This is a genomic window from Helicobacter canadensis MIT 98-5491, from assembly GCF_000162575.1.
Taxonomy (GTDB): Bacteria; Campylobacterota; Campylobacteria; order Campylobacterales; family Helicobacteraceae; genus Helicobacter_D; species Helicobacter_D canadensis.
On the sequence record NZ_CM000776.2, the window covers coordinates 433,192 to 452,579 of the forward strand.

General features: G+C 32.7%; 16 protein-coding genes and 4 tRNA genes. 5 read left to right on the forward strand and 15 right to left on the reverse strand.

From position 1 onward, the window contains the following. Window position 1: 1 nt before the first annotated feature. On the forward strand, window positions 2-2,233 hold the full coding sequence (locus tag HCAN_RS02225; RefSeq protein ID WP_006655109.1) for a PD-(D/E)XK nuclease family protein: 2,232 nt from the start codon (window positions 2-4) through the stop codon (window positions 2,231-2,233). Here the strand turns inward: HCAN_RS02225 and HCAN_RS02230 are convergent. The 6 genes from HCAN_RS02230 to HCAN_RS02255 all read right to left on the reverse strand — a co-directional run bounded on the left by HCAN_RS02230 (window position 2,208) and on the right by HCAN_RS02255 (window position 4,336). After that, complete coding sequence (locus HCAN_RS02230; protein ID WP_006655110.1) at window positions 2,208-2,705, reverse strand: DUF4149 domain-containing protein; 498 nt, start codon at window positions 2,703-2,705, stop codon at window positions 2,208-2,210. The two genes, HCAN_RS02225 and HCAN_RS02230, sit on opposite strands and share 26 nt — an antisense overlap. A 202-nt stretch (window positions 2,706-2,907) precedes the next feature. Next, window positions 2,908-2,984: transfer RNA gene (locus HCAN_RS02235), tRNA-Asp, on the reverse strand. Window positions 2,985-2,995: 11 nt separating this feature from the next. Next, window positions 2,996-3,071: transfer RNA gene (locus HCAN_RS02240), tRNA-Val, on the reverse strand. Between the two features lie 31 nt (window positions 3,072-3,102). Beyond that, window positions 3,103-3,177: transfer RNA gene (locus HCAN_RS02245), tRNA-Glu, on the reverse strand. A 12-nt stretch (window positions 3,178-3,189) separates the two neighbouring features. Then, a tRNA-Lys gene (locus HCAN_RS02250) sits at window positions 3,190-3,265 on the reverse strand. 36 nt (window positions 3,266-3,301) lie between these two features. Continuing rightward, complete coding sequence (locus HCAN_RS02255; protein ID WP_006655112.1) at window positions 3,302-4,336, reverse strand: CinA family protein; 1,035 nt, start codon at window positions 4,334-4,336, stop codon at window positions 3,302-3,304. 83 nt (window positions 4,337-4,419) lie between these two features. Between HCAN_RS02255 and ppk2 the strand changes: the two genes are divergently transcribed. The 4 genes from ppk2 (at window position 4,420) to HCAN_RS02275 (ending at window position 10,118) form a co-directional block, all read left to right on the forward strand. Beyond that, on the forward strand, window positions 4,420-5,292 hold the full coding sequence (ppk2, locus tag HCAN_RS02260; protein WP_006655113.1) for a polyphosphate kinase 2: 873 nt from the start codon (window positions 4,420-4,422) through the stop codon (window positions 5,290-5,292). Window positions 5,293-5,570: 278 nt separating this feature from the next. Further along, window positions 5,571-7,691 carry a methyl-accepting chemotaxis protein gene (locus tag HCAN_RS02265; protein ID WP_006655114.1) on the forward strand — a complete coding sequence of 707 codons (2,121 nt, stop codon included), beginning with the start codon at window positions 5,571-5,573 and terminating at the stop codon, window positions 7,689-7,691. Window positions 7,692-7,798: 107 nt separating this feature from the next. Further along, window positions 7,799-8,719, forward strand: a complete 921-nt coding sequence (locus tag HCAN_RS02270; RefSeq protein ID WP_006655115.1) for an OmpA family protein — start codon at window positions 7,799-7,801, stop codon at window positions 8,717-8,719. Window positions 8,720-8,723: 4 nt separating this feature from the next. Then, a complete protein-coding gene (locus HCAN_RS02275; RefSeq protein WP_006655116.1) occupies window positions 8,724-10,118 on the forward strand; it encodes a chemotaxis protein CheX in 1,395 nt (464 codons plus the stop codon). Here the strand turns inward: HCAN_RS02275 and ruvX are convergent. From ruvX to HCAN_RS02320, 9 genes are all read right to left on the reverse strand, one after another. Further along, the gene (ruvX, locus tag HCAN_RS02280) at window positions 10,101-10,502 is read right to left on the reverse strand and encodes a Holliday junction resolvase RuvX (RefSeq protein WP_006655117.1); all 402 of its coding nucleotides are present in this window, start codon (window positions 10,500-10,502) and stop codon (window positions 10,101-10,103) included. The two genes, HCAN_RS02275 and ruvX, sit on opposite strands and share 18 nt — an antisense overlap. Next, complete coding sequence (locus HCAN_RS02285) at window positions 10,502-11,263, reverse strand: DNA-processing protein DprA (RefSeq protein ID WP_006655118.1); 762 nt, start codon at window positions 11,261-11,263, stop codon at window positions 10,502-10,504. Before HCAN_RS02285 ends, ruvX begins: the two co-directional genes overlap by 1 nt. A gap of 2 nt (window positions 11,264-11,265) precedes the next feature. Next, window positions 11,266-13,395 carry a WD40 repeat domain-containing protein gene (locus HCAN_RS02290; RefSeq protein WP_006655119.1) on the reverse strand — a complete coding sequence of 710 codons (2,130 nt, stop codon included), beginning with the start codon at window positions 13,393-13,395 and terminating at the stop codon, window positions 11,266-11,268. A gap of 51 nt (window positions 13,396-13,446) precedes the next feature. Beyond that, window positions 13,447-14,550 (reverse strand): divergent polysaccharide deacetylase family protein, encoded by a 1,104-nt coding sequence (locus HCAN_RS02295; RefSeq protein ID WP_006655120.1) that lies wholly within the window; start codon window positions 14,548-14,550, stop codon window positions 13,447-13,449. A 6-nt stretch (window positions 14,551-14,556) separates the two neighbouring features. Beyond that, window positions 14,557-14,793 carry a cell division topological specificity factor MinE gene (gene minE / locus HCAN_RS02300; RefSeq protein WP_006655121.1) on the reverse strand — a complete coding sequence of 79 codons (237 nt, stop codon included), beginning with the start codon at window positions 14,791-14,793 and terminating at the stop codon, window positions 14,557-14,559. Next, entirely contained in the window at window positions 14,790-15,590 is an 801-nt protein-coding gene (gene minD / locus HCAN_RS02305) for a septum site-determining protein MinD (RefSeq protein ID WP_006656752.1), read from the reverse strand. Before minD ends, minE begins: the two co-directional genes overlap by 4 nt. A 66-nt stretch (window positions 15,591-15,656) precedes the next feature. Continuing rightward, window positions 15,657-16,271 carry a ribonuclease HII gene (locus HCAN_RS02310; protein WP_006656753.1) on the reverse strand — a complete coding sequence of 205 codons (615 nt, stop codon included), beginning with the start codon at window positions 16,269-16,271 and terminating at the stop codon, window positions 15,657-15,659. After that, window positions 16,258-18,675, reverse strand: a complete 2,418-nt coding sequence (gene lon, locus HCAN_RS02315; RefSeq protein WP_006655124.1) for an endopeptidase La — start codon at window positions 18,673-18,675, stop codon at window positions 16,258-16,260. The genes HCAN_RS02310 and lon overlap by 14 nt, the downstream gene beginning before the upstream one ends. Before the next feature lie 9 nt (window positions 18,676-18,684). Continuing rightward, a complete protein-coding gene (locus HCAN_RS02320; protein WP_034556388.1) occupies window positions 18,685-19,353 on the reverse strand; it encodes an outer membrane protein assembly factor BamD in 669 nt (222 codons plus the stop codon). Window positions 19,354-19,388 lie beyond the last annotated feature (35 nt).

Sequence of the window (19,388 nt, forward strand, 5' to 3'; positions counted from 1 at the left end):
AGTGGCAAAACTCTATTTATTTTCAAACACACGCGCAATCAAAGCCTTTTTTGAAAGGGATTATTTAGCTTCATTTTTGCCGGATGCACAGAGCATTGGCGAGTTTTTAGAATTTGTTTTAAGAGTGGAGGGCAAAAGTAAGATCCCTTCATTTTTGCGTCATATCTACCTTTATCAATCTATTCAAGAATCAAACTCTAAAGAATTTGGTGAATTTGCCAAGAATTTCTCTCAATTTTTAAATAATTCGGATTTCTTTTTTAAGTTTTATGAAGAATTATGTGCTGGATGTGTGCGATTAGAAATGCTAGAAAAGCTCGATATTTACGCATTTTATGATGATTATTTGCGGGTTTTAAAAAGAATCTTTGAACTTTATAGTAAAAAGCTTGCAGAGAATCATTTCTTTGATCAATATTTCTTGGAAGATTATAAGATTACCTTTGAGATTTTAGGGATTTATGAGAGTATTGAAGTGTATTTAGAAGGGTTTTTGAGCCATTTTGAAATGCGTATTTTCCAAGAGATTTCTCTTCAAAAACCGATTTTGTTAAAAATTTTTATTAATCCTTTTAATATTGAGTATTATCAAAAACTTTTTGGATTATCTTTGGAGAATGGCAAATTCACATTAAAACTAGAGAATAAAAGGCTAGAGATTTTAAGTTTTGAATCTAAAATAGAAATTCCTAACAATCTTAAGCTTTTAGAGTTTGATAGTAAGATTTCTGAAGTAGGTGGGATATTTACTCAAATTGATTTATGGCTTGAGAGTGGGATTTCTCCAGAGGAAATTTGCATTATTTTGCCTAATGAAGAATTTGCTAAGTATTTGCAACTCTTTGATAAAGCAAGAAATTTTAACTTTGCAATGGGTAAAAAGTTGCAAGAAACAAGCTTTTTTAAACGGCTTCAAAGCTTAGCAGAATCCGCACAGAGTTTTGAGGAATTTTGGCAATTTATTGAAGAAATGCAAGAAAATACTTGGGAAGACAAAGAAGTTAAGAAGATTATTTTGCAGAGATTGGAGTATTTTTCATTTGGATTGAAGTTTTTGGATTCTTTGCAGACTAGAGATAAGATTTATGCATTTTTTATGATGCTAAAGAAAGAAACAATTGATGATATTGGTGGGGGTCGTATTAGTGTTATAGGAATCTTAGAAACAAGAGGAATTGCCTTTTCTTATGTGATTTTGCCAGAATTTAATCAAAATAATGTTCCAAAAGTAAGCCAAAAAGATATTTTTCTTAATTCAATTATTCGCCAAAAAGTTGGGTTGCCTACAAGAAAAGATAGAGAAAATTTGCAAAAATATTATTATGCCAAGCTTTTTGCACATTCTAAAGAGGCTTGTGTGATGTTTGTGAGCAATGAAGAAGAAGAGCCCTCACGCTTTTTGCTAGAAGAAAAGATTTTTAAAAATGCTTCATTTGCTAAAGCTTCTAGGAAATATGGTGAGTATTTTTTAAATGGAGAATTACTAAGCTATAAAGAAAAAGAAATTATTGCACCTTTGGATTTTGGGGTGATGAGTGCAACAAAGCTAGAGTGTTTATTGACTTGCAAAAGGAAGTATTATTATCGCTATGTTTTAGGCTATAAAGAGCAAATGGATTTTAATGTAGGAACTCAAATCCATAAAGCTTTACAAAAAGCGTATGTGAATTTTGCAATTCATAGGGATTTTGAAAAGTTGCAACAAGAAGCTTATGAAAATTTACAAGTTTATGAGAACAAAAGAGAATATTTTGAGTTAGAGATTGCCAAGAGGTATTTACAGAAATTTTTCTATGCTGAAAGAAAGCATTTGGAGGATGGTTGGATTCCAATTGAATTTGAAAAAGAATTTTCACTGCAAGTTTGTGAGATTCCTTTTAGAGGAAGGATTGATAGAATCGACAAAAAAGGAGAGAGTGTTTTAGTTTTGGATTATAAATACAAAAAGAATCTTAAAGTTAGCACACAAAGAAGTATTGATACTTCAAAAGATTTTCAGCTTGTTTTATACGCTTTGGCACTCCAAGAATCTTATAGCGAAGTTGAAGCGGGGTTTTATGATATTTATGAGGCAAGCATCAAAAAAGAGGAAATTTTACAAGAAAAAAAACAAAAACTCTTAGAAAAACTAGAGGAACTTAAGGAATTTAAAAAAGAGTTTTCTTTTGAGCTTTGCAAGGAAAGAGCACCTTGCAATTTTTGTGAGTTTATTTACCTTTGCAAACGCTATTAAGGATTCCAAAGAATCGAGCAAAAAATAATAAGATTAGCGTAACAAGTAGAGTTTTGAAAACTAATTCAGATTGTTGATGCATTTGGTTAAATTCTAAGGTTTCAATGGCGGTTTCCCCTATTGTTTGAGCTTCTATAATATAAGGCGTGTAGTAAAGTGTAAATAAAAGTATTAAAATTGCGTTGATAAAGCCAAGTAGGGGTGTAAATTTTTGGCGGGTAGTTTGTAGGGCGATTAATTCATAAATAAGAATAAGCAAAGCCAAGATATTGAGTAAAAAATTCACCTTTACAAAGATTTGTGTCATTAAAATCCCAGATTGAAATAAAGTAATTTCCAATCCCTCTGCTAAACTCGCTCCACGGAAAACTACAGAAGCACTAAAAGCACTAGCAAGAATCAAGCCAATACTTAGTGCAATGAATAACAAATATAGGGCAGAAAATAAAGAATAAAATTTAGTTTTTGACATAGGACTCCTTAAGATTAAGTGATTTTAATCCTTAATTTTTGGCATTATAGCAAATATGATTTTAAAATTTATAAAATAAAATTTGAGATTGATAAACTTAGAATGCTTTTGGCAGAGTTTGTGAAAAAGTTGAATTGATAATGATTTTATTTTATGGATTGTTAATTGAGAATTTAGTAAGATTTTAGATTTATGAATGTGATGGCGGAGCGGACGGGGCTCGAACCCGCGACCCCCTGCGTGACAGGCAGGTATTCTAACCAACTGAACTACCGCTCCAAAGCTGAAAGTGGTGGTCGCTACAAGACTCGAACTTGTGACATCCACCTTGTAAGGGTGGCGCTCTACCAACTGAGCTAAGCGACCATTTTAATAATAAAAATCATAGAAATAAAAGTGGTGACTCCTAGGGGACTCGAACCCCTGTAGCCACCGTGAAAGGGTGGTATCCTAACCGCTAGATGAAGGAGCCACTTTTATTTAGTGGTGACCCGCGTTGGATTCGAACCAACGGCCCATTCCTTAAAAGGGAATTGCTCTACCAACTGAGCTAGCGGGTCAAACAAAAAGGAAATGAAATTATAGCTACAAAATTTTTAAAAGTCAATAGTTTTGAAAAAGAGTTTTAAAAATATTAAGTAAGCATAGAGACAAGATTGCTCTTGAATATAGTTTCTATCCCCAGAAAATAGGACTCTATTAATTATTTCTTCTCCATTTTTGGATTTTACTCCGATAAAAATTGTCCCAACAGGCTTGCTTGCATTACCCCCATTTGGTCCTGCAACACCACTTGTGGCGATAGCAAAATCTGCACCACTTAAACTTAAAGCACCATCTAGCATTTCACGCACCACCGCTTCACTCACTGCACCATAAGCAATAAGATTGCTATTAGAGACTTTTAGCCACGATTCTTTAATGGCATTGGCATAGCTAATGATTCCGCCATCAAAGACTTCACTTGCTCCTGATTCTTTAGTGAGATAATAAGCTACTAAGCCCCCTGTGCAGCTTTCTGCGGTTGTGATTTTTTGTTTGGAATTTGCAAGAAGTTGGATAATGCTTTGAGCTAAATTGGAGCTTGAAAAGATTTTATTTTGAAAAATTTGAGACATTTCTTTTAAAAAGGTGCTTAGTGTTTTGTGTGAAAGGGCTTTAGCTTGTAAAATTTCTATTCCGCAAGTGTTTTGGAGAGTTTGTAATTGGATTTGATGAGCCTTAGCTAAGGGATTTAGAAGTGTTAAAGCACTTTGGCAATCAAATCCTAAAAGGTATAAAAAGGTGTTGTTTGTGTCTGTAGATTGTGGGATTTGTGGGGAATTTTGTAATGTGATATTGCAATTTTTAAAGGTAAGTGTGTAGTGATTTTTTTCTAGAGTGGGCATTGGTAAAGAATGCTTTTTAAAATCATTTAAAATTTCATTTAAAATAGAATCATTAGTAAGTATTAAAAGATTCTGTGAAATTTCTATGGCGTGGTTTAGATTTTTAAAAAGATCTATATTATTTGTAGAATCTAAAAACCAAGTGCAATGAATCTCTTCAAAAAGGCTTTGAGCATAGCGAATAGAATAATCTTGAAGTGGTTTAAAAGAATAATTTTTTCCAATGCAAAATAAAGTATTCAAAATAATTTTCCTTATGTATAATTTAATTCTTTAATGGTAGAATATTTTAACTATTTTATAACTTAAGTTTGGAGGTTAGGCAAATGAGTAAAACTTTGGTTGTGCGTCCTGAAGATGAAAGACCAGGTGAGGTTTATAATAAAAAAGGTAAATTAAATAAAGCCTTTTATGAAGAAGAGATTAAAAAACTTCAAATAGAACTCATTAAATTGCAAAATTGGGTAAAAAAATATCAAAAAAAGGTTATTGTGATATTAGAAGGTCGTGATGCTGCAGGGAAAGGTGGCACGATTAAGGCTTTAAGAGAGCATTTAAATCCACGCGGTGCAAGAGTGGTAGCATTGCAAAAGCCAAGTGATGTGGAAAAGACACAATGGTATTTTCAGCGTTATATTGATGAACTTCCAAATGGTGGAGAAATTGTATTTTTTGATCGCAGTTGGTATAACCGAGCTGGAGTGGAGCGTGTAATGAATTTTTGTAGTAATGAGCAATATAAAGAATTCATTATTCAAGTTTCCCATTTGGAGCAAATGTTGATTGAGAGTGGTTATATTTTGTTTAAATTCTTTTTAGATGTTGGGCAAGAAGAGCAGAAAAAAAGAATTGAGGCTAGAAAAGATGAACCTTTGAAGCGTTGGAAATTAAGCCCTATTGATGAATTGTCTCTTAATTTGTGGGATGAATACACAGAAGCCTTTGAGAAGATGTTTTCACGCACACACACACCTTTTGCACCTTGGTTGATTGTGGATTCTAATGACAAAAAACGCGCAAGAATCAATCTTGCTAGAATCTTACTCTCTAAGATTGATTATGAGGATAAAGATGCAGAAAATGTGTGTTTATTAGCCGATCCCGGAATTGTTTCATATTATTCTAGTGTGCGAATGTTTTCTAAAGAACAAGAAGAGGGCTTACAAAAAAAGAAAAAGAAAAAGAAGGATAAAAAATAATTAAACTTTAGAATATTAGGGGGCATTTTTTGGAAATTACAAATTATTTTATTTGAGATAATTTGTAATTATTATTGTTTTTAAATTTGGTTGTATTCTGCGGGTTTGATGATAAGCATTTTTTATTTTTTTAATTTTTAGCTTTAATGAGCTGTTTAAGCTCTAATTAAGAAGTTAAAATAATTTTAAATATTTATTTGAAATTATTAATTTTAATTAAGTTATTTTTTGATAGAATCCGTACTTTGTTTTTATTAAAATTTAGATGAGGGTAGATTATGAATCCATTTAAAAATTTAAGCATAGGAACTAAATTGGTTGCCTCTATAGGCATTATTATGGTTATTGGTTTGGCGATTCTTTCTATTATTATTGCTACTCGAGTGAGCGATAGTATGAGTAAGAGTGCTGAAGCTATTATTATGGAAGCTTCAAAAGGATATGCTAACACCGTTGAAGCTTCAGTAAATGAAATGATTGCGTTGAATAATGCAGCTACTAATAGTATAGAAAGTATTTTTACTTCAACCCCACGACAAAATATCTCAATGAATCAAATTGAAGAAACAATAGTAAATGTGCTTGATTCTGGTAGTTATACAGATTATGCTTTTGTATATTTGAAAAATCCATTAGGCTTCAATGCTAATGGTAGATTTACAAAAATGGATGATGGCAATTATATGGCACTTTGGCAAGACAAAGATGTGAGATTTGCTGGGGGTATCACAAGTTTGCGTGTGGGTAGTGATTTGCAATTAAATTCAGTAAAAATGGCTCTAGCTGCTTCTAGTGCAGATGATGGCAAAGTGTTTTTTGGTATACCGCGTAAATTTTCATTAGGTGGAAAGGAATTTGTAGGTATTGGTATGGCAATGACACTTTATGATGAGAATCATTCTGTGATTGGAGCAGTTGGATTTATCTTTAACTTTGAAAGTCTCGCAGAAGTGTTAGCAGAAGTGTTATTAGATCCTTCTAATAAACTTTTTGATGGTAGTATTATTGGGTTGCTTAATGAGGATGGAACTATCCTTGTTCATGAAAATGAAAGTTTAATTTTTAAGAAAATGCAAGATATTAATAAGGATCCTAAAGCAGCAGAAGGGGTTAGAGCTATGGTAGAAGGCAAAGCGGGAGTGTATGATTATGTTGCTACAGATAAAGCACCAAGCTATGCAAGTGTGATGCCATTTTCTTCTGTGGGTGGGGCTATTAATTGGAGACTTTTGGTAACTGCGCCTAAATCTTCAGTGCTTGCTTCTTTATACACTTTAGAATACATTATTGCTGGGACTTCAGTTGTTTTCTTGATTATTGTAATGTCTTTTGTGTATTTTTATATTCGTAAAAATGTTTCTAAGAGACTTACTGTTATTTTGGATACATTGGATAAAGTCTTTAAATATATTAATCACGAAAGTAAAGACATACAAACAATTAAAATTCACGCCAATGATGAATTAGGTTCTATGGGACAAATCATTAATAGTAATATTGAAAGAACTCGATCTTCTTTGTTGGTTGATGAAGAAGCGATTAAAGAAGCAGTAGAAACTGCTAAAGAAATTGAAGCTGGAAACCTTACTGCAAGAATTTCTAAAAATCCTATTAATCCTCAATTAGTAGAGCTAAAAGAAGTATTAAATAAAATGCTTGAAGTTTTACAAGGAAAAATCGGAAGTGATACTAATGAAATTGCAAGAGTTTTTGATTCTTATGTGAGATTGGACTTCACTACAGAAGTTAAAAATGCAAATGGACGCGTTGAAGTTGTTACTAATACTTTAGGTGAAGAAATCAAGACTATGTTGCATACAAGTGCTAAATTTGCTAAAGAATTGGCAGCGCGTTCTTTGGAGCTTAAAGAATCAATGCAAAAACTTACTGATGGTTCTCAAAATCAAGCAAGTTCTTTGGAGCAATCTGCTGCTGCAGTTGAAGAGATTAGTGCTTCAATGCAAAATGTTAGCGATAAGACTATGGAAGCTACAAGACAGGCAGAAGATATTAAAGAAATAGTTGGTGTAATCAAAGATATAGCAGATCAAACCAATCTCCTTGCTTTGAATGCGGCAATTGAGGCAGCAAGAGCAGGAGAACACGGAAGAGGATTTGCAGTTGTTGCTGATGAAGTAAGAAAGTTGGCTGAGAGAACAGCAAAATCATTAGGTGAGATCGAAGCAAATGTTAATGTTCTTGTTCAAAGCGTTAATGAAATGAGCGAATCAATTAAAGAGCAAACAGAAGGAATTGGGCAAATTAATGAGGCAATTGCGCAATTAGAAAGTGCAACTCAAGATAATGTTGGCGTAGCAAATGCAACTAATGAGATTACTCGAAGTGTTGATGAGATTGCTAAAAATATTCTTGAAGATGTGAATAAAAAGAAATTTTAATAAATCTTTAATTTTAGATTATTAAATTTAGTTAGATTTAGTTATAATATAAGGAACATGAATTCTAGTAATAGAAAAATGTTATTTTCATACATAAAGGAAGGAATATGAAAAAGTTTCTCTCGTTGTCATTAGTTTTATCGGGTATGCTTTTTGCAGCGAACAATCAATTTGAGATTACACCTCAAATTGGTGGAAGTTGGCATGTGAATAATAAGAGAATGGCAGATGACATTGATTTATCTTATGGATTAAAAGCAGGTGCTAGAGTAGCTCCAGAAGTGCTTTTAGAGTTGGGTTATGATTGGATTACACACGCTAAACAAAGTATTCCTGATGCCAAAACTTCTTTTAATCGCTATTATATGAATGTTGTTAAAGAATTTGAAGTTTGGCAAAGTGTATCTCCCTATATCTTAGGTGGTGTAGGTTATGAAGATGTTTCTAATAATAGCCAAAGCTTGGATAGTGCACCATTTGGTCAATATGGTGTGGGATTGCGTTGGGAAGCTTTTGAATATTTACACCTTAAAACAGAATTAAGACATTTGGTGAGTTTTGATGGTAGAAGTGATGTGATTGCAATGCTTGGCTTTAGCATTCCATTTGGCACTTTTGCGCCAGAACAAGTTGTGGTTGTGGAAGAAGAAGTCGTTATAGAAGAGACACAAGCTCCTGCTTTATCTCATATCCATACTTTTAATGTTGAATTTCCAACAGATTCTGCAGTGGTAGATCCTGTATATTATCCAGAGATTCAAGATTTTGCAAAATATATGGATCAAAACCCTGATAAAACTGCTGTAATTAATGGGCACACAGATAGCACAGGTAGTGCGGCTTATAACCAAAAGCTTTCTGAAAAAAGAGCTCAATCGGTAAAAAATGAGATTGTTAAACAAGGTATTTCTTCAGAAAGATTGGAAGCAAAAGGTTATGGTGAGGAAAAACCAATCGCTTCAAATAAAACACGAGAAGGCAGACAAAAAAACAGAAGAGTAGAAGCAGAAGTTTATAACGCAAACTAATTCAATGCGACCTATTATTAAACACGATATTGCCATTTATGCACCAAATATTCATTTGGAGATGAAAGAAGCAAAAGAAATTTGCGAGGTTTTCATCTCCAATAGTGCTACAATTAGAAGTCTATCAATCAAGGCGATTTATTTCTCTTTTGAAAATATTAATTGGATTGATGAAGGTGCGACAATTTTGGTAGCTAAGGCATTATTGGCTATACAAGATAAAGTTTCTATTCCCGTTGCTTTTATAGGATATAGTAATTCTCAATTTGTCAAACTTAAAGCACTTTTTCCTAATCGGAGTATTCCACTTTTCAAAAACGATTCCATTGCAAGTTTTTTGCTTGGTTTTCAAATGCCGCCCATTCAACAAAAAATTGTTTATTATGATAATGATGGAATGGTGCAAACACTTATTTCTCACGAATTACAAGTCAAAGGTTATGAGGTTATTTGTGTTAATAACGCACAAGCTTTTTTAGAAAAACGCAAACAATTTTTAGATGAAGCTTTTTATATTTATGATATTTATTTTGATGTTACAGGAAATTTTATTCCCACTACCATACAAAATGGAATGGTAATTTATACACTTTATAAAAAAGCCGATAAAAATATTGCATTATATTTTAATCTTCAAGCTCATAATTCAAGACTTCGTGAGGGATATAAGGTATTTGTTTTTGATGTGAGTCAGATACAAGACTTTAATTTTGGAGCATTGGATTTTATTATGTCCTTGGCTTTAAATAATGTGCGTTATGAAGCGTGTATTGCTATTTGTGGATTGCAGTTAAATCTTGCGAAAGAAAAAAGAGAATTATGCAAACGCAGTGGAATTTATTTTTTTGCTAATTTAGAAGAATGTAAGCAAGATCCGCAGATTAAAGAAGCTATTAAAAAGCATCAAGTATTTGATCAAAAGCGTAAGGGGCTTACAAAGCATCTTGTAGCACAATTGCCTGTATTTATTAATGCCGCTATTGAGACACTTTCTTCTTTAACAGGTGGTGAAGCAAAGCGAAAGGATTACAAAGTAACAACTTATAATAAAACAGGTCAAAGTGATATTATGGGTGCAATGATTAGTTTTGAAGGCGATGTGAGCGGAATTGTAGCACTTTGTTTTAGTAGATCTATAGTTAAGGAAGCTTCTGTGATGTTATTAGGTGAAGAATCCCAAAGTGATGAAGAATTGCTTGATGTGATTAAAGAATTTACTAATATCATTGCTGGGCGATCAAAAGCGATTTTGTCAGAACATAATCTTTCTATTGGTATTTCATTGCCAAAAGCTTGCAAAAGCGAAGAAGAGATTGCACAAATGCTTGTTGGAAAACAAGGTGTGCAGGTTGATTTACTTTTGAATAATAAGCCTTTAGTTTTATTTTTGGCTCATTAAGAATCGCTCTAAAATTATCATTGCAGCAAGACTATCTAAAGTCCCATCTTTCTTTTTGCTTTTTTTGCTACCTTGCATTCTTTGAAGTGCTTCAAAGGAGCTAAAAGATTCATCAACAAAATGGATTTTAATGTTGTCTGGAATCTCAAGTAAAGCTACAAAATGCTTGATTCTGCGTTCCATTTCTGCGGCAGTTTCACTCTCTTTGGGAATGCCTACAATGAGAGTTTGGATTTTAGAATCGCAAATAACTTGGCTTACTTCTTTGGCAGCTTGATTGCGGTTTTTTCTCAAGATTGGGGGCAAAGGAATAGGGATATTATGAATTGATTTGGCAATACCTATGCGTTTTAATCCAATATCTAATGCTAAAATACTTTGCATTAAATAACCTCGATTCTTCCATTATTTCTTTGAATCTTGCCTTCTAATTCATAAGTAAAGAGGATTTCTCCAAATTTAGCAAAGGCTTCTTCAAAAAATGGATTAGTTTTGCAAAATTCTAAAATTTCATCGGTATTTTTAGGCTTTATATCGCCAAAAAGGTTGGCTAAAAAGCTATCAATTTCCCAAATAACTTCAGCTTTACCTTCTTTTGCCAATCTTTGTGTGCCCTCACTTTGTCCTAGATGATGAGGTGGGACATAGATTTGTTTTCCTAGATTTAATCCATATTTAGCACTTTGCATCGAACCGCTTTCTAAGTCAGCTTGGGGGATTATAATATATTTTGCAAGGCTAATAATAATTTTATTACGCTCTAAAAAGGAATAATGCTTAGGTATATAGGGGGGTGAAAATTGACTTAAAATTAGCCCTTTTTGATAGATTTCTTGGATAGTTTTTTGATTAGTTTTTGGGTAGATAATGTCTAGTGAGCTTGGAGATACCATAATGGTATTTGGCAAAGCAGCACTATGAGCCAAAATATCTATTCCCAATGCACCTCCACTTATAATGGTTGCATAAGATGATATTTTTTTAGCAATTTCTTTGGTAAAATTTTGAGCATAAGGGTTTGGATTTCTAGAACCAATAATAGCGACTTTACAATTTTGAAGTAATTCTAGATTACCGCAGTAATAAAGTTTTTTTAAATTTTTTAAATGTTGGAGTTCTAGAGGAATTGTATCTAGCGTTTGCAAAATTATGATTCTTTTTGCACAAGGTAGATTACAATATTATCAACAAAGCTGTGATAACGATAACCATCGCTTTCACCTTCACCTTCAAACTCATCTAAAATAGCTTTAGAGGGGTGATTTTGGAGAAGTTTTATGATTTCAGCACTTTTGCCAAATCTTTCATAATAGCGTTTGATGGTGATAAGCCAATTCACTTGGATTTCATTTAGGGCATTATTAATTTGCTTAAGATAGGCAATTTTCATTAAAGAAGCAATTTTGTCAATCCAATAGCTAATTTCCATATATTCCCCAAAAATAACTCTAATATGCTGAGCATTGCCCACATAAGCATAAGGCTTAGCTTCTTCATAAAGCTTGAGAAAATCTTTAGTGAAATCTTTAAATTGTCGCATAGAGCGTAAAATTTCAATATCATCTACCATAGCATAGACTTTTTTAATGTCTTTTTGTTGTATAGCTTCTAGGAAATTTTCTTTTTGTTGCATAAGCACAATTTTTTCATTAGCCGATCTTTTTAGATTAGGGAATACTAAAAGGGTTTCAGCGATTTTTTTTGCTTCTTGATATTGGAAATTTTTTTCTAAATCAATGAGATTTGTGAGCATTTTTTCGCCGAGTAAAAGAACTTTTTTGTATAAATCTGTCTCGCGTAAAAAAGAAAATTGAAAAGTGAGTGAAAAATATTCCTTAAAATTTTGATTTTTGATGAGATTATCTGCTTTAGCAAAGACATCAGAATTTCTTAATAATTGAATAATTAATTCTTTTTTGGGTGTGTTTTCAAAAGGAGCAAGATATTGTTCGGCAAGTTTTTGATTTAGTTTTGCATTTTCTATGAGTAATTTTTTAGCATTAAAAAAGGCTTTATTCCATATATTTTCTAGCTTTTCATAAGCTTGTGTTTTGGTTAGAAATTTTGTAGTTTTTAGCATTTCATAGGCTTTAGTGTAGTCTTTTTTGTCGATTAATTCTAAAAAAGTCTTGACACCATCTTTTTGAGAAAGATAGAAATCAAATTCATTTTTTTTGGATTGGGAGACTACAAAAGGAGCTGTTATTTCAATAGCTTTATCAATTTCATCTTGATTTAAAAGAGCGATGGCTTGATTTAAAATATCAGGCCACACTTCATCAAAGATTTTGGTTAGAGGGTTTATACTTAAGAAAACATTTTTTTCAATAGCTTCGCGTGCTTTTTTATAGTCTTTAATAGCTAGTGCTTCTTTTAAGTCTTCTTTGCCTTCATTGTAATCAAAAATAAGCAATGCCCCATCAATACAACCAATGTATAAAAAGTCATTACAAAAAGCAATAGAGGCGATTCCGGCGTGTTCAGTTTTGATTTCCATAACTTTAGAATTATCTTTAAGTGAAATGATATAGAGTATATCAGAGCGAGTCCCAATAAGGGCGTAATTTTCTTCTTCATCTAAGGCAATGCATGTGGGCCAAAAAGCAAATAAATATTCTTGTGAGAGAATCTTGCCCTCTTTGAGACTAAAAATAATGCTTGAGTTATTGCGTAAAACAAGCAAGAGTTTTTCATCATTGTCAAAAAAGCAAGAATCTTCTACCACATCGCTAGTAACAAAGTTAAAGGCAATTTTGTGGCGTAAAATATCAAAAATCATTGTAAATTTATCAAATCCGCTAATGGCAATAAATTCATTATTTTTTGAAAAGCGGATTGTGGAGATATAATCAGATCGTGCTAAAAGTGAGGCGGTGGGTAGAAAATTGTTATCTTCATATAAAAATACCCTGCCATCTTGTCCGCCTGTTGCAAAGTATTTTCCATTATTTGAAAAACCACAAGATTCAATATCGCCATCGTGATCATCAAGTGTGGCAATGTGTTTGATGTTAGAATTATCAAGTTTAATAATTAAAGTCTTTTTTTCTCCTACTAAAGAGATACAAAAATAAGCGTCAGGAGAGATTCCAAAAGCATGTGAATAACGATGAGGTGGTTCTATATTTTTAATAATTTGAAAGTTGGCTGCATTTTTTAAATTTTTATCAATTTCAGTGATATAAAAAGTATTATCAACGCAAAAAGTTAAATCTTTACAAGGTGCTATAGAAAGGATGCTGCCTTGTAATTGGTGGGTTACTTTTGGAGTTGCCATTCATTAAATCTTTATTTTTGTTTTTATTTTATCATATTTTTAATAAAAACTTTATGGTATGATAAGTTCATTAATATAAACGGCTTCTATTCCGCTTTTTTGGAGATATTCGGAGGCATTTTTTAAGGCTAGAATCGTTTCTTTATGGGGGTGTCCAATAGCAATTGCATAACCTTTGATTTTAGCAGTTTCAATGGCTTTAATAAGATTTTGTGTGATTTTTGAAATGTCTAGTTCATTATCCAAAAAAACATTGCGTTCTAAAAATGGAGTATTTTGGCAAGGATTAAGAGATTTTGTTGGATTGTTTTTGTAATAAAGGGCTGTTTTTGTTTTAGGAGTGGTTCGAGAATCGACAAAAGTGATATTATTTTCATTGAGGATTGTAAGGAGATTTTGCATAGCTTGTAAATTTTGTGTGAATTTACTTCCTGTGTGATTATTAATATAAGTAAGATTTGGAAAATCTTTTTTGATGGCTTGAATCCTATCTTGAATTGTTTGCTTAGAATCATCACTAAAAAGCCATAAATGCTCTTTTTGGTAAAAATTCAATGCTTCAAGTGGTAAATGCACCATATAAAAGGGTGCAGTTGCGGCAATTTTTGGAGTATTTTTTGAAGCAATGGTTTTTGGGAAAAAAGAGGGTGTGATTTTATAGGGTATTTCTTGTAGTCTGCGGTATTGTTCATAGTTACTAACATCATCAATAATAATAGCAAGTTGTGGTTTGGTTTTTTGGCAAATTGGAGTTGTTTTTGCGGTATTTGTTTCTTGTTCTTTGGGTTGAATGGGGGTTGTTTGGGGTATGGTGGGAGATGATTTGATTTTAGGTTGGGAATCTTGTTGTTTGGGTGTCGAGAGATTTTCTTTTAAGAAATCAAGATTTTTTTGAATAAGCACATTGTTGATTTCTTTAGTATCTTTAGTATCTTTAGTATCTTTAGTATCTTTAGTATCTTTAGTATCTTTAGTATCTTTAGTATCTTTAGTATCTTTAGTATCTTTAGTATCTTGAGCGTTTGGCTTGGTTTCTACTGCTTTTGGTGTTTTGTTTTGCGTGGGTTTTGGTTCTTCATTGGGGATAAAGTTAAAAACTAAAAGCACAAGTAAAAGTGCTATTATTCCTATGGTAATAGGGTTTAGTTTGTTCATATAAAATTATTTTTCAAGGAGGATTTCTACTTCAAGAGTATTAAAATTTTGATTAGAATCGGTTTTAATATCAATTTTCTGTGCTTTTGTATATTTTTTAATCACTTCTAAGATTTCTTTTTTCATAGCTTCCATATAGGGCACATTGATTGTGCGTTCGTGAGCTAACATTAAAGTTAAGCGGTTTTTTGCTTCTTGTGCGGAGCTTGTTTTGTTTCCAAAAAATTTTTCAAATAAACTCATGAGAATAACCTCCCAAAAAATCCTTTTTTAGCCTTTAATTCCAAATAAGGCACTTCTTCTCCTAAGATTCGCCTTGTGATATTTCTGTATGCTTGGCTTGAGAGAGAGTTTCCATAGATGACTGGCTCACCTGTGTTGGTAGAAGAAACGATTTTTTCATCTTCTGGAATCACACCAATAAGGGGCAAAGAGAGTATCTTTAAGACATCATCCACGCCAAGCATTTCGCCTTTTTCTGCCATCTCCGGTTTTAAGCGGTTGATGATAATATGTTTTTTAACTTCTTGTCCCATTTGGGCTTTTTTGCTTTTTGCATCAATGATACCAATTACCCTATCTGCATCCCTTACGCTTGAAACTTCAGGAGTAGAGACAATAAGTGCTTCATCAGCTAAGAAAATAGAATGCTCAAAACCTCCTTCAATTCCCGCAGGTGAATCAAGTAAGATATATTCAAATTCTTCTTTTAGTTTTTCAATGAGTTTGGCAACTTTTTCTTTATCTAAAATCGTTTTATCTTTACTTTGTGAAGCGGGTAAAAAGTAGAGATTCTTGGCTCTTTTATCATTAATGAGTGCTTGAGAAAGATTGCATTCTCCTTCCATAACATTAACAATATCATAGACAATACGATTTTCTAAGCCTAGAATCATATCAAGATTTCTAAGTCCAATATCAAAATCTACTGCCACAACTTTTTTTCCTGCATTAGCTAAACCAACTGCTAAATTCGCTGTTGTCGTGGATTTTCCTACTCCACCTTTTCCAGAAGTAATTGTAATAATTGTCCCACTCAAAATAATACCTTACGATTGAAAATAGATTGTGCTATTTTATCAAAAATTGTTTAAAAAGGATTAAAATCAAAAAAGCGTTATTGTGGTTTGGGGAAGCTTTTTTAGATGATAACTTTTGCGATGTTCTTTGCAATAGCCAAATTTTGAAATAGCTTCTATGTGGGCTTTTGTCCCATAACCTTTGTGCGATTTAAAACCATATTGCGGATAAATTAAATCCAATTCCATACTTTCTTTATCTTTAGCATTTTTAGCTAAGATACTTGCTGCACTAATAGCATAAACTTTAGAATCGCCTTTAATGAGAGTTTGTAGAGATTGGATTTTAAAGTTACAATTCCCATCAAAAAGATAATGGGCGGATTTCAGATAAGTTAGGATTTCTTGCAAAGCTTCTTTTAAACAAAGACTTAATCCCTTTAAATCGATTTCTTGTGCGGTTTTTTTAACAAGATGAAATTGTGCGTATTGTTTGATTTGTGGGGCTAGAGTATCGCGGACTTTGGGGGAGAGTTTTTTAGAATCTTGGAGTTGGCTTAATAAACTTTGGGGAAAAGATTTTCCTAGAATCACACCACATACAAAAAGTGATCCTCCAATGCAGCCTCTACCTGCCTCATCGATTCCGCAGATTTCAAGAGGATTGTGCAAAGGTAGGGTAAAAAGGCTATTTGGCTTCAAAGATATATTTTAAAACTTCTTGAAAGTTTTCTACTGGATGAATTTCTAAGCCTTCTTTGACTTCTTCTGGGATCTCATCTAAGTCACGCTCAAAATTTTTCTTGGGAATAAGGGCAATTTTAACGCCTGATTTTAGGGCTGCGGTGAGTTTTTCTTGCAAGCCACCAATAGCAAGCACTTTTCCCCTTAGGGTTAATTCGCCTGTCATAGCAATAGAGCTTAGGATAGGGCGATTAGAAAAAACTGAAGCAATTGCACTAGCAATAGCGATTCCTGCACTTGGACCATCTTTTGGTGTAGCACCCTCTGGGACATGCAAATGTACATCAAAACGATTATAAATTTCACTTGCATCAACGGATATTTTTTCTGCCTTTTCTTTAGGAGAAAGTGGAATAAGGCTTGGATTAATTTTTAGCTTTTGGTTATCAATGAGAGATTTAATATAAGAGTAAGCAATTTTTGCACTTTCTTTCATTACATCGCCTAGATTTCCTGTTAAATGCAATCCTCCCTTACCTTTAATTTTTAAAGCTTCGATTTTTAACACATCTCCTCCAACGCTTGTCCAAGCAAGTCCATTGACTAAGCCTACTTCGTTTTTGGCGTTTGCGTTTTCATACTCAAAGACAATTTTATCAAGATATTGAGGAAGATTTTTGCTAGTGATAGTGATTTTTTGTTGTGGATTTTGCAAAATTTCTTTAGCAACTTTGCGTAAAATCTCGGCAATTTTGCGTCTTAAATTTCTCACTCCTGCCTCTCTTGTGTATTTTTCAACAAGATTCTTTATAGCTTGAGTATTGAAGCTAATTTCATTGTTTTGTAAGCCGTGTTTTTTGATTTCTTGAGGGATGAGATATTTTTTTGCAATTTGTTCTTTTTGATAAGGAGTGTAGCTATTAATGTTGATAAATTCCATTCTATCGCGTAAAGGAGCAGGAATTAAGCTAATATCATTAGCAGTAGCAATAAAAATCACTTGAGAGAGATCTAAATCAAAGTTAGTGTAATAATCTCTAAATTCTTTATTTTGTTCAGGATCTAAAATTTCTAATAATACAGAAGAGGGATCACCGCGAAAAGAATGGTGCATCTTATCAATTTCATCTAAAACAATTACAGGATTCATTTCTTTTGCATCGATTAAGCCTTGCACAATTCTACCTGGCATTGCTCCGATATAAGTTCGGCGGTGTCCTCGCAATTCATTAACATCTTCTAAACCACCCAAAGCGATTCTAATGAGTTTTCTTTTGAGGGCGGTGGCAATGGAGTTTGCAAGACTTGTTTTGCCCACTCCTGGAGGTCCATAGAAGCAAAGAATGGTTCCTTTGTTTTCATTATTGCTTTTACCCCTTAAAGCAAGAAGTTCTCGCACTGCAAAGTATTCTGCAATACGCTCTTTGGGCTTTTTTAGTCCATAGTGATCTTTATCGAGCTGTTTTTGCACTTCTTCAATTTTGAGAGATTTTTTAGAATAAGCACCAAAGGGAATGTCTAAGACTAATTCAATATAATTTTGTAAAAGGTTAGCATCGGCACTATCTTGGTGCATACGGGAAAGTTTATTGATTTGTTTAGAAATTTCTTTATAAGCATTTTTGCTCATAGCATTTTTGAGTTTTTCAAGTTTTTGTTTGTATTCTTGTAATTCTGTATCTTTATTCTCTCCCCCAAGCTCTTTTTGGATTTGTTTTAATTGCTCTTTTAGAAAATATTCTTTATTGATTTTTTCCATTTGGAAATTAACTTTATTTTTAATTTCTTTTTGGATTTGTTGGGCTTTGATTTCTTCTAAAATAATATCAATGAGACTAAGTAACCTTTCTTCTGGATCATCTTCTTTAAATATTTTATAAACTTGATCTTTTTTTAGTCTTGTGGCACTTGCGATTAGATCTGCAGCACGATTAGGATCCATTGTTTCATTGATGCTTCTTAATAAATCTTGTGAGAAGTTTTGTGAAATATTATAAAGGGTGCGTAATTTTTCTTTTAAAACAGAAAGAATGGCTTCAATCCGACTTGCATCAAAGCTTTTTGAAATGATAGGTTGGATTTCTCCAATCAAAGGGGATTTTGAAATAAGCTTTTCAATACTGCCGCGACTTAGCCCTTGAAAGAGAATTTTTATACGCCCATCAGGCAATGCCACGCGTCTCATAATTGTTCCAATCACTCCAACATCATAAAAAGATTCTTCGCCTTCTTCCTCATCTTTGGATTTGATTGCAGTGATAAAGATAAGCTTATCTTCGCTTTGCATCGCAAGATCAATGGCTTTGAGACTTTCTTCATCGTTAATAAAAAGAGGTGCTATCATAAAGGGATATAAAAATATATCCTCTTCTAAAATAATAGGCAAATTTTTTGGAAAAGTTCCATAACGTTCTAATTGCATTGATTTATCCTACCATTCAAAGATTTTTTGATACCAAGGCGAACCTGCTTCTTGATAAAAAATATCTTTTACCCAAGCATTTTCATTGATTTTTTGTTGGTAATATTCTGCAGCCTGTGGCTTGTCTTTTTTGTCATAAAGTTTGATAATTTCTTTATTGAGACTTAAATTAGCAAGTTCTAGCTTTAAAAGCATAGTATCAACAATTGGACGATAACGCGAATAAGGGTATTTTTGACCAAAATCTTGTGCGTCTTTGATTGATTTTTCTAAAAGTTGTTGATCGCGAAATTGCTTAGCAAATGCAAAATAATTAGCTTGAAGTTTTAAGAAATTAATAAAATCAATATTTTGTCCATCTCCAAAGCGTTTGGTGTATTCATCAAAATAGAATATTGCTAGGAGATATTCTTCTTCTTGCATATGTGCGCGTCCTAAAATCAACATTGCTTCACTTAATAGTGGTGAATGTAAGTGTTCACTTTGAAGTGAAGTGAAGTAGCTATCGGCTTTTTCTAAATCTCCATTGCGAATTTCTTTGAGCATATTTTGATACCAATAATCAGCTGGTTTATTCACTTCATCAAGTGCTAATCCACCATTGTTTTTTGAGGAACAAGCATTGAATATCATTAAAAAACTAATCCCTATAAAGAAGAATTGAATACTTTTTATCACAGATTCCCTTTGGCTATATTAAAATTTAAGCTTTA

Bases quoted from the DNA above. Each gene is read 5' to 3' on its own strand.
- HCAN_RS02230 (WP_006655110.1), bottom strand. From the start codon at position 2,705: ATGTCAAAAACTAAATTTTATTCTTTATTTTCTGCCCTATATTTGTTA.
- ppk2 (WP_006655113.1), top strand. From the start codon at position 4,420: ATGAGTAAAACTTTGGTTGTGCGTCCTGAAGATGAAAGACCAGGTGAG.
- HCAN_RS02265 (WP_006655114.1), top strand. From the start codon at position 5,571: ATGAATCCATTTAAAAATTTAAGCATAGGAACTAAATTGGTTGCCTCT.
- HCAN_RS02270 (WP_006655115.1), top strand. From the start codon at position 7,799: ATGAAAAAGTTTCTCTCGTTGTCATTAGTTTTATCGGGTATGCTTTTT.
- HCAN_RS02275 (WP_006655116.1), top strand. From the start codon at position 8,724: ATGCGACCTATTATTAAACACGATATTGCCATTTATGCACCAAATATT.
- ruvX (WP_006655117.1), bottom strand. From the start codon at position 10,502: ATGCAAAGTATTTTAGCATTAGATATTGGATTAAAACGCATAGGTATT.
- HCAN_RS02290 (WP_006655119.1), bottom strand. From the start codon at position 13,395: ATGGCAACTCCAAAAGTAACCCACCAATTACAAGGCAGCATCCTTTCT.
- HCAN_RS02295 (WP_006655120.1), bottom strand. From the start codon at position 14,550: ATGAACAAACTAAACCCTATTACCATAGGAATAATAGCACTTTTACTT.
- minE (WP_006655121.1), bottom strand. From the start codon at position 14,793: ATGAGTTTATTTGAAAAATTTTTTGGAAACAAAACAAGCTCCGCACAA.
- lon (WP_006655124.1), bottom strand. From the start codon at position 18,675: ATGCAATTAGAACGTTATGGAACTTTTCCAAAAAATTTGCCTATTATT.